This window comes from Enterococcus wangshanyuanii (assembly GCF_002197645.1).
GTDB classification, from domain to species: Bacteria; Bacillota; Bacilli; order Lactobacillales; family Enterococcaceae; genus Enterococcus_L; species Enterococcus_L wangshanyuanii.
Map to the genome: position 1 here is coordinate 2,669,312 of NZ_CP021874.1, position 15,041 is coordinate 2,684,352.

Sequence of the window (15,041 nt, forward strand, 5' to 3'; positions counted from 1 at the left end):
ATGATTGAACTTATTGCAACAGCTGAGTCTGTTGAACAGGCGGAGGCGTTATTGGCAGTAGGCGTGGATACGTTATATATAGGAGAAGAGACATTCGGGTTACGTTTGCCAACTTCGTTTTCTCGGGATGAGCAGCGATCGATCACTGAAATGGCTCATCGTATGGGGAAAAAGGTAACGGTTGCTCTTAATGGGATCATGCATCCGGAAAAGATGAAAAAAGTGCCGGAGTATTTAGCGTTTTTGAAAGAAATTCAAGTGGATCAATTAACAGTCGGTGATCCAGGAGTTGTTTTTGTTATTCAGCGTGATGAAGTGAACATTCCCTATATTTATGATGGCGAAACATTGGTTACAAGCTCACGTCAAATCAACTTTTGGGCAAAGCGTGGATCGATCGGTGCGGTATTGGCTAGAGAGGTTCCGTTTGAAGAGATGAAAGCCATGAAGGATAATTTGATGGTACCGGCTGAGGTGCTTGTGTACGGTGCAACATGTATCCATCAATCGAAACGTCCATTACTGCAAAACTACTACAATTTCACCAAGAATGATGAATCTGTGAGTAAGGATCGGGGTCTTTTTATATCTGAGCCTAAAAAGGAAGAGACACACTATTCTATTTATGAGGATAGCCATGGTACACATATCTTCGCTGATAATGATGTTAATTTAGCGGGAGAATTAGATAAGTTATATGAGAACGATTATACGAAATGGAAACTGGATGGTATTTATGCCCCAGGCGAAAATTTTGTAAAAACAGCTAAGATTTTTGCAGATGCAAAAGAAAAAATCGAACAAGGTAGCTGGTCCAGCATAGATGCACAAAAAGCGGTCGAACAAATCGAAGCATTGCATCCTGAAAACCGTGGTTTAGATATCGGATTCTTTGATTTAGATCCAGATGAGATAAAATAAGGAGAAAAGAGAAATGACAAACGAACGAACATTGAAGCGTCCCGAGGTATTAGCACCTGCCGGGACGCTAGAAAAACTAAAAACAGCTATTCATTATGGGGCAGATGCCGTGTATATCGGCGGAAATGCCTACGGGTTACGTAGCCGTGCCGGTAATTTTACAAAAGAAGATATGATCGAGGGCGTAGCTTTTGCCAAAGAACATAATGCGAAAGTGTATGTCGCAGCAAATATGGTGACACATGAAGGCAATCAAGAAGGTGCTGGGGACTTTTTCCGTGAGATCCGCGATGTCGGTATTTCAGCGGTAATCGTTTCAGATCCAGCTTTGATTGAAATTTGTGCAACAGAAGCGCCTGGATTACCGATCCATTTATCGACACAAGCTTCAGCAACGAACTATGAGACATTAGAGTTCTGGAAAAATGAAGGACTTGAGCGTGTCGTTTTAGCCCGTGAAGTGTCAATGGAGGAAGTTGCGGAGATCCGTAAAAATACAGACGTTGAAATCGAAGCATTTATCCATGGAGCCATGTGTATTTCTTATTCCGGCAGATGTACATTATCCAACCATATGTCGATGCGTGACGCGAACCGTGGCGGCTGTTCTCAATCATGCCGCTGGAAATACGAATTGTATGATATGCCTTTTGGCGGAGCACGTACGAGCTTGACAGATAAAGGTGAAGTGGAAGAAGAATTTTCAATGAGTGCGGTCGACATGGCAATGATTCAACACATTCCCGAATTGATTCAAAATGGTGTCGATAGCTTTAAGATCGAAGGAAGAATGAAATCGATCCATTATGTTTCGACTGTAGCGAATGTGTATAAAAAAGCTGTGGATACGTATATGGAAGATCCTGAAAATTATGAATGTAAACAAGAGTGGATCGATGAATTATGGAAAGTTGCACAGCGAGAGCTTTCTACTGGTTTTTATTACCATGTACCGACAGATGAGGAACAATTATTTGGTGAACGCCGTAAAATACCGCAATATAAGTTTATTGGGGAAGTTATGGCGTATGATGAAGCAACAAAAGTAGCGACGATCCGTCAAAGAAATCATTTTAGTGTTGGCGATGAAATTGAATTTTATGGACCTGGGTTCAATCACTTCCATCAAACAGTAGAAGTTATGTATAATGAAGATGGTGAGTCGATTGATCGCGCACCAAACCCAATGATGATTTTAACGATGCCGGTTGAACAACCTGTAGCAGTTGGGGATATGATCCGTAAGAAAAAATAAATATCAACCATTAAGAGTGTGAAGCAAAACTGTTTTTCGTTTTGTCCCACACTCTTTCGTTAAAGTGTCTGATGAAGGAGGATTTTGAAAGAATGGTAAAACAATATGATTACATCGTGATCGGCGGCGGCAGTGGCGGTATCGCTTCTGCGAATCGTGCCGGAATGCATGGTGCGAAAGTTCTATTGATCGAAGCAGGAGAGATCGGCGGGACCTGTGTGAATGTTGGCTGTGTGCCCAAAAAAGTCATGTGGCAAGCAAGCTCAATGATGGAAATGATGAAACGGGATGCTGCAGGTTACGGCTTTGATGTCGATGTTAAAGCGTTGGATTTTAAAAGATTAGTTCAAAACCGTGAGTCTTACATTGATTTTTTACATGGAGCTTACTATCGCGGACTGAACAGTAATAAAGTTGAAGTTTTAGCTGAGTATGCGACATTTGTGGATGAACAAACTATTCAAGCCGGAGATGAAACCTATACAGCACCACATATTTTGATTGCTACAGGAGGACGTCCGAAAAAACTAGGGATCCCTGGAGAAGAGTATGCGATCGATTCAAATGGGTTCTTTGCTTTAGAGAAATTACCAAAACGAGTGGTCTTTGTCGGAGCAGGTTATATCGCTGCGGAACTTGCAGGTACGATTCACGGATTAGGGGCTGAAACACATTGGGCTTTTAGAAAAGAACGTCCTTTGCGTAGTTTTGATGAGATGCTTTCTGAAAAAGTAGTTGAACATTATCAACAAGATGGTATGCATATTTATCCTAACTCAACTCCGCAGTCGATTGAAAAATTAGCTACAGGTGAGTTAGTGATCACCTTTGAAAATGGCACAAAAATCACTGCAGATAGTATCGTTTTTGGTACGGGTCGTCAGCCAAATACAGATAAACTAGGTCTTGAGAACACACAAGTTGAACTAACAGAAAAAGGCTATGTAAAAGTTGATAAATTCCAAAATACGACACAGACAGGTATCTATGCAGTTGGTGATGTCATCGGCAAGATTGATTTAACACCAGTTGCGATTGCTGCCGGCCGTCGTTTGTCAGAGCGCCTATTTAACGGAAAAGAGAATGAGTATTTAGACTATGAAACGATTCCGACCGTTGTTTTCACACATCCGCCAATTGCAACAATTGGATTGACTGAAACGGAAGCTGTTGAGAAATATGGCAAAGAAAAGATCAAGATTTACAAATCAACGTTTACCCCAATGTACTTTGCGCTGGATGAATATCGCCAAAAATGCGATATGAAATTAGTTTGTGCTGGCGAAGAAGAAAAAATCGTTGGACTGCATGGCATTGGCTTAGGTGTCGATGAAATGCTTCAAGGTTTTGCTGTTGCAATCAAAATGGGTGCTACGAAGAAAGATTTTGATAATACAGTAGCGATCCATCCGACAGGTTCAGAAGAATTTGTGACAATGAGATAAGTTGATGAGGCAAAATTGATTTTTAGTTTTGCCTCGTTTTATTTTAAAGAGGAGTAATATGATATTTTTAACTAGTTACATTAAGAAAATGGGTCAAAAAATGATTGCTCTAGGACTGTTTTTGTTGGGAGCGTTAGTTCTTGGAATATTTGTGCTGTTTATTTTTGGAAAGATCAGCTTATCGAATATATCTGTAATCGATCTGCTTATCAGTTGTCTGTTAGCTATCCTTTTACCTGCTGCTATTTGGAGTATTTTTCTTATTGGACCATTCTTCAAAACATGGAGACAAATTCAAAAGTATCTTCAAGACTCTTCACAGGAAAAACAACAGGATCTACAAACACTTTTGAAAAGAGAAGCTTCGGAGAAAGAAATTAGATGGCATTTGCAAGGACGTTATGGAGAGTATTTTATGATCCTGTTACCGGATGTTGTTATCGACAGGACAGATATTTTAACTTGTAATCGCAATGGTATAAAGAGTTATAGGCGATATGGGAAGTACTATCGAGTCACAGTTATTTTGAAAAATGGTCGAAAGAAAGTAATCGATTGCCCAACAGCAACAGGTGTAGATACTATCATGCGATGGTGGAAAAGCTAAAAAACAGACCAGCCTATTTTGACTGATCTGTTTTTTTAATTTTGTCTCGCAAGAATAGCCTGTGTAATCGTTAGTAACTGATTTTTGGCATCGGTAGAAGTTTCTGGTAATTTAGTAATTCCTTTTAGGGCTTGCTGTGTATATTTTTCGGCAAGTTTTTGAGCTTTTGAGACACCACCGAAGGAATGGACAAGTTCATAAATTTTATCTGTTTCACTATCTGTAAGGTGTTCTCCTTTTTCGAGATAGGGTAGCAGTGTTTCTCGACCTTCTTCTAATGCGTATAAAAGCGGTAAGGAGTAGACACCCTGACGAACATCCTCAAGAACGGGTTTTCCGATTTGTTCAGGACTTTGTGTATAATCCAGCACATCGTCGATAATTTGAAAAGCAAGGCCGATATTTTCACCGATTTTTCCACAATTTTTTGCAAAGCGTTCAGAGCTGCCGCTTTCATACGCACCGACAAAACAGCTTAGTGAAAAAAGTTCAGCTGTCTTTCCAGAAATATTGTCTAAGTACTGATCAATGGTCATATCGACATTGTAGCGATTATCCATTTGGCCCAGTTCACCACTCAAAATTTTTTCCATACTTCTAGAATTAAGCTGGATACTCTTTAAAGAAGAGGAGTAGTCAGCCAGAAGTTTAAAACAACTAACGAATAAATAATCGCCTGCATACACAGCCGTACTGTTGCCAAATTGAGAGCGAATCGTTGGTAAGCTTCGTCTAATATCTGCTTCATCTACAATGTCATCATGGATCAATGTCGCAGTATGCAGTAGTTCAATGGCTGCTGCTAAAGCCACAGCTTTTTTTGCGTCTCTTTGTTCACCAAACTGTGAAAAAAGTAATTGATAAGCAGGACGCAACAGCTTTCCGCCAGAGTGGATCATTGACATGACTGCTTGTTCGACTTCCTTATTTTTTAAATTGACATTGCTGTCCATTAGTTTGAGTGTGCTATTTAATTCTTTTGCTAGTTCAGGGTAGGTTTTCCACATTGGATGAATATTCATAAGATGACTCCTTTGGTTATACTCACTCAGATCAAATAGTTACTGGAAGTATTGACTCCATTTATGTTTTGTTGTTGATTCATAATTTAATTGAAACTGCCGCAATGTTTGAACGTGGCGTAGTAAATAATTGGCTGCAATTCCGATAGCAATACCGGATAATAGACCGATAAATGAAAGAAATGGCAGATAAAGCATTGGTGCCCATGATTGGGCGAAAAAACAAGTGGTCAATAGCTGCCCAACATTATGCAAAAAACCGCCTGCAGCACTGATGCCAATGATACTCACACGTTTTGGACCCAGCTGCATGATAAGAAGCATGCCTAAATAACTAAGTAAGGCTCCACTAGCACTATAGAAGAATGTAGATATCGTCCCGCCTAGTAGTGTGGTCAAAATCAATCGCATACAGACTAAAAAGAAACTGTCTCTTTTTCTCATGGTAAAAATGGCAATGATCGTAATCAAGTTAGCTAAGCCAAGTTTCGCTCCAGGTGCAAAAGCAAAAGGATAAGGAATCATATTTTCAATCAGTCCGATGATGACTCCTTGAGCGACTAGCATGGAAATGTATATGTTTTTTTGTAATTTGTTCATAATTAGCGGCAGTGCTTAATAAATCAAGCTGCCATCCTCACTCCCATCAGAAGCTTCAACGGTGATAAATAAATTATGCGGCAAACAAGCGATCGGTGTTTCACCTGCTTTGGATATCCAGCCGCGTTGGACACAAATTTGATCGCCGCAATTTGTTTCTACCATCCGAATTCTGTCTCCGCTGACTTCGATCAAATTATAATCACCATCAGCTGCTTCATATTTATATGTATAAGTAGGGCCGTCTTCTTTTAAATCAAACACTTTGATTACTTCACCGTCTACTTTTAGAATAGCTTGTTTTGTAGCATCTTCTTGCGCAGTATTTTGAAAACCAAAAACAACAAGGGGCAAGAAAGAACCAAGCGTTAGAAGTATAATAATGGCAATATCCCAAGGACGTATATAACTTTTTTGAATAAATTCTTTTACGTTCAACTCTTTCCTCTCCTTCATAGTTTTTAGTTGTCTTTATTCTATCATAAGGATAAAAGAAAGTTCTAGGAGTAACCCTAGAACTCTCTTAGTATTTGCTATAAAATAGATAACTATTTATTTACTACCGTATCTGGATTTAGGTGTACCGTACCACCATTTACCAAGTGTACGCTGTAACCAAGGGATTACCCAGCGGTCTAAACCAAGTGCACGACCTGAACCATTCATCAAAGCGAATGCCACAAAGATAAACCAAACATTTACCCAGTAGAACATACCTGATAAACAGAATGCAATAGTTAAACCAATTGTTGCTGCACTGCTTAACCAAGTAAATAGACCTGCAATCAATGCTAAAGCAATCAATACTTCAACGATCGTCATGAATTTTTGCATGAACAATGCGACCTCTTGGTTAGGCATCATGAATTTCATTACGCTTTCAAACCATTTTGGCATATGATCGAAGACTTGCATTGGCTGTTCGCCGTAAGCATAACTTAAACCAAAGTGTGCTGCTTGAGTCGCTGTATCAGCTGCAGCATCGGCACCAGCACCACTTGCTGCAGTCGTTGTTTCAGCTGCGGCAGAAGCACCTGTCGTTACTTGTTCCTGTAACCATGGGAATGGGAAGACAACTTTATCTGTGAACCAAGAACCATCACCAAACCATGTACTTGGTTTCAAGTAATCGCCAGTTCCGACAATTTTCTTCATTGATTCCACTAACCAAACCATACCGTAGAATACACGCAACGGTACGCTCCACAACACGTTGCCATAACGAGAAGAATGTCCGCGAGTTACATTACGGTCATCTTTGATGTGGAAGAACTCATGCATGATATATTGGAACATGTAGTAACCAGAACGAATATCAAAGAAATATTTCAAGTTAACGATGTGTTTCATGATGATCGCTAAGAAACCGCTAAGGTGAATCTTATCAAATAAATTAGCAACGCCCCATTTAGAGCCGACAGAAACCATGAATCCTTGATAGTTTCCTTTAAATGCGTGTTTTTCGCCACCTTTAATATCTGCAACGATGTTTGCAGCCGCAGTATGACCTGTTTGTTCAGCTGCTTGAACAATTTGAGGTGTTGGTGTATTTGGTGTTTCTTCGTAATAAACCAAGTCACCAATGATATAAATATTTTTGTCTTCATAGCCTTTGGCTTGCATAAATTCATTCGCAACTAAACGGTTTCCACGTGCTGCTTCTAAACCAAAGTCAGCTGCATCAGAAGTTGCTTTAACACCAGCAGTCCAAATCAATGTGTGAGTCGGAACAGTAGAACCATCTTTTAATTTGATGTGGTCAGCTGCTACTTCAACGATTGGTGCATTAAGAAGAAGTTTTACATTTTTCTTTTCTAAATAACGTTCCGCTTTAGCAGCGTCATTACGAGATAACATGTTTAAGATTGTCGGCATTGCTTCAACGACCATTAGCGTAAACTCGCTAGGATCTAATTTGAATTCTTTTGCCAGACGATCTTTCCAGTCGATCAGTTCACCGATCATTTCAATCCCAGTAAAGCCTGATCCGCAAACAACAAATGTCAGCATCGCTTTACGAATTTCTGGATCTGGTTCAATTGCTGCTTTTTCAACAGTTTCCAAAATATGTTCGCGAATTTTCAGAGAGTTTTCAAAAGACCATAAAGTAAAGCCATGTTCTTTAACTCCTGGTGTACCAAAATCGTTCGGTTCGCCGCCCATACCAATGATCAATTGGTCAAATTCATAAGAACCTAATTTTGTTTGAACGATTTTTTTGTCTTTATCGATACCAGTTACAGTGTCTGTGACAAGTTTGACATTCTTTTTACGTGAGAATAAACGTTGCAAATCGTATTGAATCGCTTCTGGTTCAACACGTCCGCCTGCTACTTCGTGCAACTCAGTCATCATGGTGTGGTAAGAATGACGATCAATTAGAGTAATCTCAACGTCAGAGTCTTTTTTTAATTTTTTTGCTAAAAATTTAGTTGCTGAAACGCCAGCATACCCAGCTCCCACAACGACAATTTTTTGCTTTGTCATTGATAATCCGCTCCTTAAATAAATGAAATGAAAATGATAATAATTACACAATCGATTTCATTATATAGCGTGTTTGTGGATTTGTCTAATAACAATTCATAAATATAGGAAATAAATTTTTCTTTATTAAAATGCCGTGAAAAAAGAGTAAAAAATTTTCTTTCTTTTATAACTTTAATTGACATAATCGTAATTTTATATAGAATGTAAATTATATCACAAACTAAGTTTGTGGAATGTTAAAGAAAAGGAAAAGGTGAACTAAAATGAAAATGAGCAAAATTGTTAAGGGATTCACAGCTATTGCACTTTCATCTCTTTTATTAGCAGCATGCGGATCTGATGATAAGAAAGACACAGCAAAATCATCTGACTCAAGTACTGCAACATCAAAAACTGCAGACTCTTCAACAGTAGCAGAAAAAGAAGCAGGTGCTGATTTACAAGACGGCACATACAAATTAGAAGAAAAGAATGAAAAAAATGGTTACCGCGCAACATTTGAAATGACTGTCAAAGACGGCAAAATCACAGAGTCTAAATACGACAACATCAACGCTGACGGCAAATCAAAAACAGAAGATAAAGATTATGAAACAAACATGAAAGACAAAACAGGCGTTGGCCCTGCTGAATTTATTCCAGAATTAAACGAATCACTTGTTAAATCACAAAGCGCAAGCGGCGTAGAAGTAGTAACTGGTGCGACTCACTCTAGTGAATCATTCCAAAACTATGCACAACAATTGATCCAAGCTGCACAAGCAGGTAACACTGAAACAATCGAAATCGACAATGGTGCGGATCTTAAAGATGGTACGTATTCATTGAGCGAAAAAAATAATTCAAACGGCTACCACACAACATTCTCAATCGTTGTTAAAGATGGCAAAGTGACTGAATCTAACTACGATAACGTAAACGATGAAGGCAAATCTAAAAAAGATGATGCTGATTACAACAAGAGCATGAAAGAAAAATCAGGTACAGATCCAGAAACTTACATCCCTGCATTGAACGAAGAATTCGTTAAAGCAATGGGCGAAGATGGCGGATCAGCTGCTGATGTAGAAGTAGTAACAGGTGCAACTCACAGCACACACTCATTCGTAATGTACGCTCAACAATTAATCAATGCTGCTGAAAAAGGCAACACTGACGAAATCGTTGTAGACAACATCGTAATGAAAAAATAATTCTTTCACAGAATTACAATTGACGAACTAAACATGTGCAGAATTCAGATCATCATCTGAATTCTGCATTTTTGCTGCGAATCACTACGATTGGCTCTGCCAGAGTAGATGATGAGCAGTACTTGGCGAGCGAAGAGAGCGAAGTAACCCTACTAGTGAATCACGCCAAGGCAAAAGAAGGATAAACCAGCAACAAGTGAACAAAGCAAGATAACTCAAAAAAATCATCAGAGTAGATGATGAGCAGTACTTGGCGAGCGAAGAGAGCGAAGTAACCCTACTAGTGAATCACGCCAAGGCAAGAGAAGGGTAAACTAGCAACAAGTGAACAACGCGAGATAACCCAAAAAAACTCATCAGGATAGATGATGAGCAGTACTTGGCGAGTGAAGAGAGCGAAGTAACCCTACTAGTGAATCACGCCAAGGCAAGAAAAGGATAAAGCAACAATAAGTGAACAAAGCAAGATAACTCAAAAAAAATCATCAGAGTAGATGATGAGCATTACTTGGCAAACAGACAAGGCGAAGTAGCCATACTAGTAAATCACGTCAAAGACAAGAATAGACTAGCAACAAGCAAAAAACACAAGATATCCCAATAATACTCACCAGAGTAAAGAAGGCGAAGAACCAAACACTGACACAAGTAAAGATACCAACATACAAGTTTCAATAATCACAAGTAACAATTTCATTTCATCAAAATACATAAATCAAAAGAAAATCCTTTCCATTACTCAGAAAAAGCGCTACTATAGATGAGAAAATTTTTCTATTTAGAAAGAGGGATATGATGAAAAATAAAAAAGTACTAATGACTATATTAAGTGGACTATTTCTAATTCTTTTAGCTGGCTGTGGGGCAAAAGAAGAGACCGCTAAAATAAATAAAGAGCCATACTCAGATCAGCAATCGCTACTTGGTACGTATGTACAGGTTCGTATCTATGATGATGGTAAAAAAGATGTTTTAGACAAAGCGTTTGCTCGTGTGAAAGAATTGGGAGATAAAATCACAGTTAATGAAAAAGGTTCAGAAATCGATGCAATCAATGAACAAGCAGGGGTAAAACCAGTAAAAGTATCCGATGATGTCTACCCTTTGATCAAACGTGCGTATGAGTACAGTGAGGACTCTTCTGGCGGCTTTGATATGGCGATTGGACCAATCACCCAATTATGGCATATCGGCTTTGACGATGCGCGCAAACCCTCTCAAGAAGAAATCGATCAGGCGTTGAAATTAGTGGATTATCACAAAGTAAAACTAAACGATGAGGATCAAACGGTTTATCTTGAAGAAAAGGGCATGCAGCTGGATCTAGGAGCTATTGCAAAAGGCTATATCACGGATGAAGTAGTTAAGGTGTTGAAAGACAACGGCGTCACAACTGCGATCGTCGATTTGGGCGGTAATGTATTTGTGCTGGGGCATAGTCCTCGCGGGAAAGATATGGACTGGAATGTTGGGATTCAAGATCCGAATAAAGCACGGAACACAGTGGTCGGAACTGTTCAAGAAAGCAACAAAACCCTTGTCACGTCTGGGATCTATGAACGTTATTTAAAAGTAGATGGCGAAACCTACCATCATTTGTTCGATCCAAAAACAGGCTATCCTTTTGATAATGATATTGCAGGTGTAACCGTGATCACGAAGAAATCGATCGATGGAGATGGACTATCGACAGCAGTCTTTTCAATGGGGGTGAAAAAAGGCTTGGAGTATGCGGAAGGGCTGAAAGATGTCGATGTGATTTTCGTCACTAAAGAAGACAAGGTTTACGTAAGTAAAGATATTGAAAAAGTTTTTGAATTAGGAAAAGATTCAGGCTATACGATGGGAGATCGTAAGGACCTGAGATAAGGAGAACAGATATGTCGTTGAAAGTATTTTTGCAAGTGGTGGAAATCCAGACAAAGTTAGCCAGTCTGTTTCCCTTTGCAGTTGGGGTATTATTTTCTATCGCTTATTTTCATGAGTTTCAGTTAGGTTATACGTTATTGTTTTTTGTAGGCATGGTGGTGTTTGACATGGCAACAACTGCGATCAATAATTTTATGGATTTTAAAAAAGCCAAGTCTCAAAGGTATAAGTATGAAGAAAATATTATTGGTAGTGCAGGCATCGATCCTGACTTAGTGAGAAACATGATTTTTGCTATGATTACTTTTGCTGCAGCAGTTGGGATTTTTTTGACCGTTCAAACTGGTTGGCTGTTTTTAGTAATGGGTGGAATTTGTTGTTTCATCGGTATTTTTTATACTTTTGGTCCAATTCCTTTATCACGAATGCCTTTAGGTGAAGTATTTAGTGGTTTTACGATGGGACTTGGAATTTTCGCAATGACGATCTATTTGAATGTTTTGAATGATCCGCCATTTTATCTACAGTTAGATTGGGTGCAGGGAACATTTTCTTTGATGGGGAGTCTTTGGTCGGTTTTGGCAATTGTTTTGGCATCGTTACCGATGGTATTTACGATTGCGAATATCATGTTGGCAAACAATTTGAGAGATTTAGATACAGATATTGAAAATCATCGTTATACGCTGGTTTATTATATTGGGCGTGAACATGGTGTGATTCTTTTTCAAGGGTTGATGCTGGCTTGTTATGCAGTGATTTTGATAGGTCTGATTTTTGGTGTTTATCAATGGCCAATTTTATTGGTATTTATTTCATTACCGAAAATTTGGAAGAACCTTAAGCTATTTAAAGAAGAGCTGCCACATCCTAAAAGCTTTGGCTATTCGATAAAAAACTTGATCGCATTTAATGGCTGCTATTTATTAGGGCTGTTGTTGACGATCATAATAGAAAAATTGTAGAGTAAGAATTAAGAAGCTCCTGAAACAAAAAACGAATAAACGGCGAGAAAAAAGCTTATTTCCAAAGAAATTGCTTTTTTTCTCGCCGTTTATTTTTTTATAAGAGCAAGAACTTAATTATTTTTGCCTTTTTTACTTCTAATAAATAAAAATAGTACGATCAATAATAGGATAGCGATTCCTGCGATGGAATAATAGACGGTTTTCTTTTCACCAGTACTTGGAAATAAGCCTTTTTTCTTTTCTTCTTTTGTTGCCGAAGAAGATTGAACGGTACTGCTGCTATCCGAGGTTGATGATTCAGTAACTGGTACTCCTGCAAAGGCTTGTTCATCTAAAGTATAGACTGGTGAATAGTCACCAGATTGTGGAGAAAACGCAGCAAAGCTAAACCCATCTTCATAAGGAAGAGTAAAATATCCATCAGTATCAGTGACGACTGTATTACCAGGATTTATTAATGGATATAACTCTTTGATCGTTGTAACAGTAAGCCCTAAACGACTTGGAACGCTATAGCCATAAATAGAAACGCCTGCGTTGGTTCCTCCATTGATAGCTGTAACTTTCCCTTTGACTTCTTTTTTTGCTGAATCATAAGAGACAAATTGGACATCAAAGGTTGGTGATGCTGGCACTACGGTATAACTCATGTCTAGAGTGACCGTTTGTTTTTCATCGCTATCTAAAAGATAAAGCATGAAGCTAACTTTCACGACATTGCGACCAAGTGTCTTTGTTGAAGGTTCTTCTAAGAGCTTTAAATCTCTAAGCGCAGCGCCATGAGTAGAACCATCTGCTTCGAGCATCTCAGCACTTACAGTATCGCCCTGAAAAACAACTAAAGTTGAGTCCATGTGATCGCCATAAGCATTTTCTGCAGAGTTTGATGTTTCGACAGTACTGGAATCCTCAGTTTGTGATAGGCTACTTTCGAGTGTTTGTGTTAATTCATTATCAGAGCTTTGCGTCTCCTTCGCGATCGATGAATTTTCAACGGCACCGACATCCGAAGAGCTTAGTGGATCTTCGGCAAAACTGGTAATTGGTAACAGTGCTAATAAAGCTGCAAAACAAAAAATTACTTTTTTCATAAACATTCCCCTTTTTGTAATATACGTATTATTCCGCAATACAAATGTAACATAAATGAAATGTTTAACAAACTTCTGTAAGAAAAAAACAGTCTTCTTAAGGAATTCTTAATTTTTAAAAGGAGATCTGCCTTTATTTGATTGTGCTCAAGCTGATTTCACCAGAAGAAATAATTTTCTCAGTGTCATCTGACAGTTTAACGATCAACTCGCCACGTTCGTTGATTCCAGTCGCTGTTCCAATATATTCTGTTCCAGCTTGAGAAAAAGAAACTGTCTTGCCTAAAACAAAGGATTTTTGTCGATACTCTTCTAAAAAGTCTTCTGCTGGTAATTGTTCCAGAATTCGATAAAACTGATTCCAAATGGCTGCAATCAGCTCATTGCGTGTGACAGTAGGAGTCTTGCTGGAAAATAGTGAAGTGGCTTTTTCTTGTAGCTCTTCTGGAAATTCTTCTTGTTTGAGCGAAAAATTGATGCCCATCCCAATAATGACATTTGAAATCTGGCCAGATTCTACATCACTCATTGCTTCAGATAAAATACCACCGATTTTTTTACCATTCAGGTAAATATCATTGACCCACTTGATTTCCGTTGTTACGTTTGCTAATTCGTCCATTGCGCGGGCGGCAGCGACAGCCATGATGACTGTATACTGAGCCATTTCTTCAAATCGTTGATTAGGTCTTAAAAGCATGCTCATATAAATACCACTGCCTGCTTTTGAAAAGAACGGGCGTCCAAAACGTCCTTTAGGCGCTTCCTGAATATCTGCGACGATCAACGTATTATTTGGCTCTCCGTTGATTGCTGCTAATTTGGCATCTTTCATTGTCGATTCAGAAGAATCAAGAATTGTGATCGAAAGCGTTGGCGTTGTGGGACTTAAGGCTAGTTTAATGCCTTCTGCGGATAATATATCCGTCGTGTCGTAACTGTAACCTTTATTCCGGCTGCTTGAAATCATATGTCCCTCTTTTTTTAGTTCGTTGATGGCTTTCCAAATAGCGGTTCGAGATAAAGACAGCTGTTGAGCCATTTCTTCTCCCGAAATGAAATCTGGCGCTTGTTTCATTAATAGGGTTAGTACCTGACTTTTAGTTGACATGTTTTTCGCTCCTTTATGATGATTTTATTGTAGCTGATGTAGAAGAAGCGGGTCAACCACAATCCGCCTGCAAGACGAGAGAAATATCCTTCTTAGGATGTATGATTTCTTGTCGAAAGCTTGCTATACTTAAGAAGTAGAGCAGAACACCTGATTGTTTCTGCTGAGAGATACTGGAAATCATAGAAATGGAGTGGGGAAAAATGGAAAAGCAACAATACGTTTGTGATAAGTGTGGAAATATGCATTATGTTTCAGATCAATTTCAGGCAACTGGAGGAAACTTTGCGAAAATATTCGATGTCCAAAACAAGAAATTTATTACGATCAGCTGTACAAAATGCGGATTCACTGAATTGTATCGCGGTCAAACATCTGATGGATGGAATGTCCTTGATTTCTTGATAGGTGGATAATTAATACCTAAAAAGTCACTGAGCTATAGCATACAAGCTATGACTCAGTGACT

Annotated in this window: 14 protein-coding genes; 8 read left to right on the forward strand and 6 right to left on the reverse strand. The window is 38.8% G+C overall.

Annotated elements, in window-relative coordinates:
- The 4 genes from CC204_RS13220 (at position 1) to CC204_RS13235 (ending at position 4,228) form a co-directional block, all read left to right on the forward strand.
- The gene (locus CC204_RS13220) at positions 1–921 is read left to right on the forward strand and encodes a peptidase U32 family protein (RefSeq protein ID WP_088270590.1); all 921 of its coding nucleotides are present in this window, start codon (positions 1–3) and stop codon (positions 919–921) included.
- A 13-nt stretch (positions 922–934) separates the two neighbouring features.
- The gene (locus CC204_RS13225) at positions 935–2,176 is read left to right on the forward strand and encodes a peptidase U32 family protein (RefSeq protein WP_088270591.1); all 1,242 of its coding nucleotides are present in this window, start codon (positions 935–937) and stop codon (positions 2,174–2,176) included.
- 92 nt (positions 2,177–2,268) lie between these two features.
- On the forward strand, positions 2,269–3,621 hold the full coding sequence (gor, locus tag CC204_RS13230) for a glutathione-disulfide reductase (protein ID WP_088270592.1): 1,353 nt from the start codon (positions 2,269–2,271) through the stop codon (positions 3,619–3,621).
- Positions 3,622–3,679: 58 nt separating this feature from the next.
- Positions 3,680–4,228 carry a hypothetical protein gene (locus CC204_RS13235; protein ID WP_088270593.1) on the forward strand — a complete coding sequence of 183 codons (549 nt, stop codon included), beginning with the start codon at positions 3,680–3,682 and terminating at the stop codon, positions 4,226–4,228.
- Positions 4,229–4,263: 35 nt separating this feature from the next.
- Here the strand turns inward: CC204_RS13235 and CC204_RS13240 are convergent, their stop codons facing one another.
- The 4 genes from CC204_RS13240 to CC204_RS13255 form a co-directional block, all read right to left on the reverse strand.
- Positions 4,264–5,250 carry a polyprenyl synthetase family protein gene (locus CC204_RS13240; RefSeq protein ID WP_088270594.1) on the reverse strand — a complete coding sequence of 329 codons (987 nt, stop codon included), beginning with the start codon at positions 5,248–5,250 and terminating at the stop codon, positions 4,264–4,266.
- A gap of 39 nt (positions 5,251–5,289) precedes the next feature.
- Complete coding sequence (locus CC204_RS13245; RefSeq protein ID WP_087640455.1) at positions 5,290–5,850, reverse strand: Gx transporter family protein; 561 nt, start codon at positions 5,848–5,850, stop codon at positions 5,290–5,292.
- A gap of 15 nt (positions 5,851–5,865) precedes the next feature.
- Positions 5,866–6,288 carry a NusG domain II-containing protein gene (locus CC204_RS13250; RefSeq protein ID WP_088270595.1) on the reverse strand — a complete coding sequence of 141 codons (423 nt, stop codon included), beginning with the start codon at positions 6,286–6,288 and terminating at the stop codon, positions 5,866–5,868.
- 114 nt (positions 6,289–6,402) lie between these two features.
- Positions 6,403–8,337 (reverse strand): NAD(P)/FAD-dependent oxidoreductase, encoded by a 1,935-nt coding sequence (locus CC204_RS13255; protein WP_088270596.1) that lies wholly within the window; start codon positions 8,335–8,337, stop codon positions 6,403–6,405.
- Positions 8,338–8,603: 266 nt separating this feature from the next.
- On the opposite strand from CC204_RS13255, the gene pplA reads away from it, so the two are divergent.
- The 3 genes from pplA to menA all read left to right on the forward strand — a co-directional run bounded on the left by pplA (position 8,604) and on the right by menA (position 12,367).
- Positions 8,604–9,533, forward strand: a complete 930-nt coding sequence (gene pplA, locus CC204_RS13260) for an extracellular electron transfer flavoprotein PplA (RefSeq protein ID WP_088270597.1) — start codon at positions 8,604–8,606, stop codon at positions 9,531–9,533.
- Positions 9,534–10,328: 795 nt separating this feature from the next.
- Complete coding sequence (locus tag CC204_RS13265; RefSeq protein ID WP_088270598.1) at positions 10,329–11,402, forward strand: FAD:protein FMN transferase; 1,074 nt, start codon at positions 10,329–10,331, stop codon at positions 11,400–11,402.
- Positions 11,403–11,413: 11 nt separating this feature from the next.
- Positions 11,414–12,367, forward strand: a complete 954-nt coding sequence (menA, locus tag CC204_RS13270) for a 1,4-dihydroxy-2-naphthoate polyprenyltransferase (RefSeq protein WP_088270599.1) — start codon at positions 11,414–11,416, stop codon at positions 12,365–12,367.
- A 113-nt stretch (positions 12,368–12,480) separates the two neighbouring features.
- On the opposite strand, the gene CC204_RS13275 is transcribed toward menA, so the two are convergent.
- Positions 12,481–13,461, reverse strand: coding sequence for an LPXTG cell wall anchor domain-containing protein (locus CC204_RS13275; RefSeq protein WP_157894287.1), 981 nt, complete (start codon positions 13,459–13,461; stop codon positions 12,481–12,483).
- A 133-nt stretch (positions 13,462–13,594) separates the two neighbouring features.
- Positions 13,595–14,572 (reverse strand): biotin--[acetyl-CoA-carboxylase] ligase, encoded by a 978-nt coding sequence (locus CC204_RS13280; RefSeq protein ID WP_088270601.1) that lies wholly within the window; start codon positions 14,570–14,572, stop codon positions 13,595–13,597.
- A gap of 203 nt (positions 14,573–14,775) precedes the next feature.
- Between CC204_RS13280 and CC204_RS13285 the strand changes: the two genes are divergently transcribed.
- Positions 14,776–14,988 carry a zinc ribbon domain-containing protein gene (locus CC204_RS13285; RefSeq protein ID WP_088270602.1) on the forward strand — a complete coding sequence of 71 codons (213 nt, stop codon included), beginning with the start codon at positions 14,776–14,778 and terminating at the stop codon, positions 14,986–14,988.
- Positions 14,989–15,041: the final 53 nt, after the last annotated feature.

What these genes read in the sequence shown, in the direction of transcription:
- CC204_RS13265 (WP_088270598.1), top strand. Translation starts at nt 10,329, where the DNA reads ATGAAAAATAAAAAAGTACTAATGACTATATTAAGTGGACTATTTCTA.
- CC204_RS13255 (WP_088270596.1), bottom strand. Translation starts at nt 8,337, where the DNA reads ATGACAAAGCAAAAAATTGTCGTTGTGGGAGCTGGGTATGCTGGCGTT.
- gor (WP_088270592.1), top strand. Translation starts at nt 2,269, where the DNA reads ATGGTAAAACAATATGATTACATCGTGATCGGCGGCGGCAGTGGCGGT.
- CC204_RS13235 (WP_088270593.1), top strand. Translation starts at nt 3,680, where the DNA reads ATGATATTTTTAACTAGTTACATTAAGAAAATGGGTCAAAAAATGATT.
- CC204_RS13240 (WP_088270594.1), bottom strand. Translation starts at nt 5,250, where the DNA reads ATGAATATTCATCCAATGTGGAAAACCTACCCTGAACTAGCAAAAGAA.
- CC204_RS13275 (WP_157894287.1), bottom strand. Translation starts at nt 13,461, where the DNA reads ATGAAAAAAGTAATTTTTTGTTTTGCAGCTTTATTAGCACTGTTACCA.
- CC204_RS13245 (WP_087640455.1), bottom strand. Translation starts at nt 5,850, where the DNA reads ATGAACAAATTACAAAAAAACATATACATTTCCATGCTAGTCGCTCAA.
- CC204_RS13285 (WP_088270602.1), top strand. Translation starts at nt 14,776, where the DNA reads ATGGAAAAGCAACAATACGTTTGTGATAAGTGTGGAAATATGCATTAT.
- CC204_RS13220 (WP_088270590.1), top strand. Translation starts at nt 1, where the DNA reads ATGATTGAACTTATTGCAACAGCTGAGTCTGTTGAACAGGCGGAGGCG.
- CC204_RS13280 (WP_088270601.1), bottom strand. Translation starts at nt 14,572, where the DNA reads ATGTCAACTAAAAGTCAGGTACTAACCCTATTAATGAAACAAGCGCCA.
- pplA (WP_088270597.1), top strand. Translation starts at nt 8,604, where the DNA reads ATGAAAATGAGCAAAATTGTTAAGGGATTCACAGCTATTGCACTTTCA.
- CC204_RS13225 (WP_088270591.1), top strand. Translation starts at nt 935, where the DNA reads ATGACAAACGAACGAACATTGAAGCGTCCCGAGGTATTAGCACCTGCC.
- menA (WP_088270599.1), top strand. Translation starts at nt 11,414, where the DNA reads ATGTCGTTGAAAGTATTTTTGCAAGTGGTGGAAATCCAGACAAAGTTA.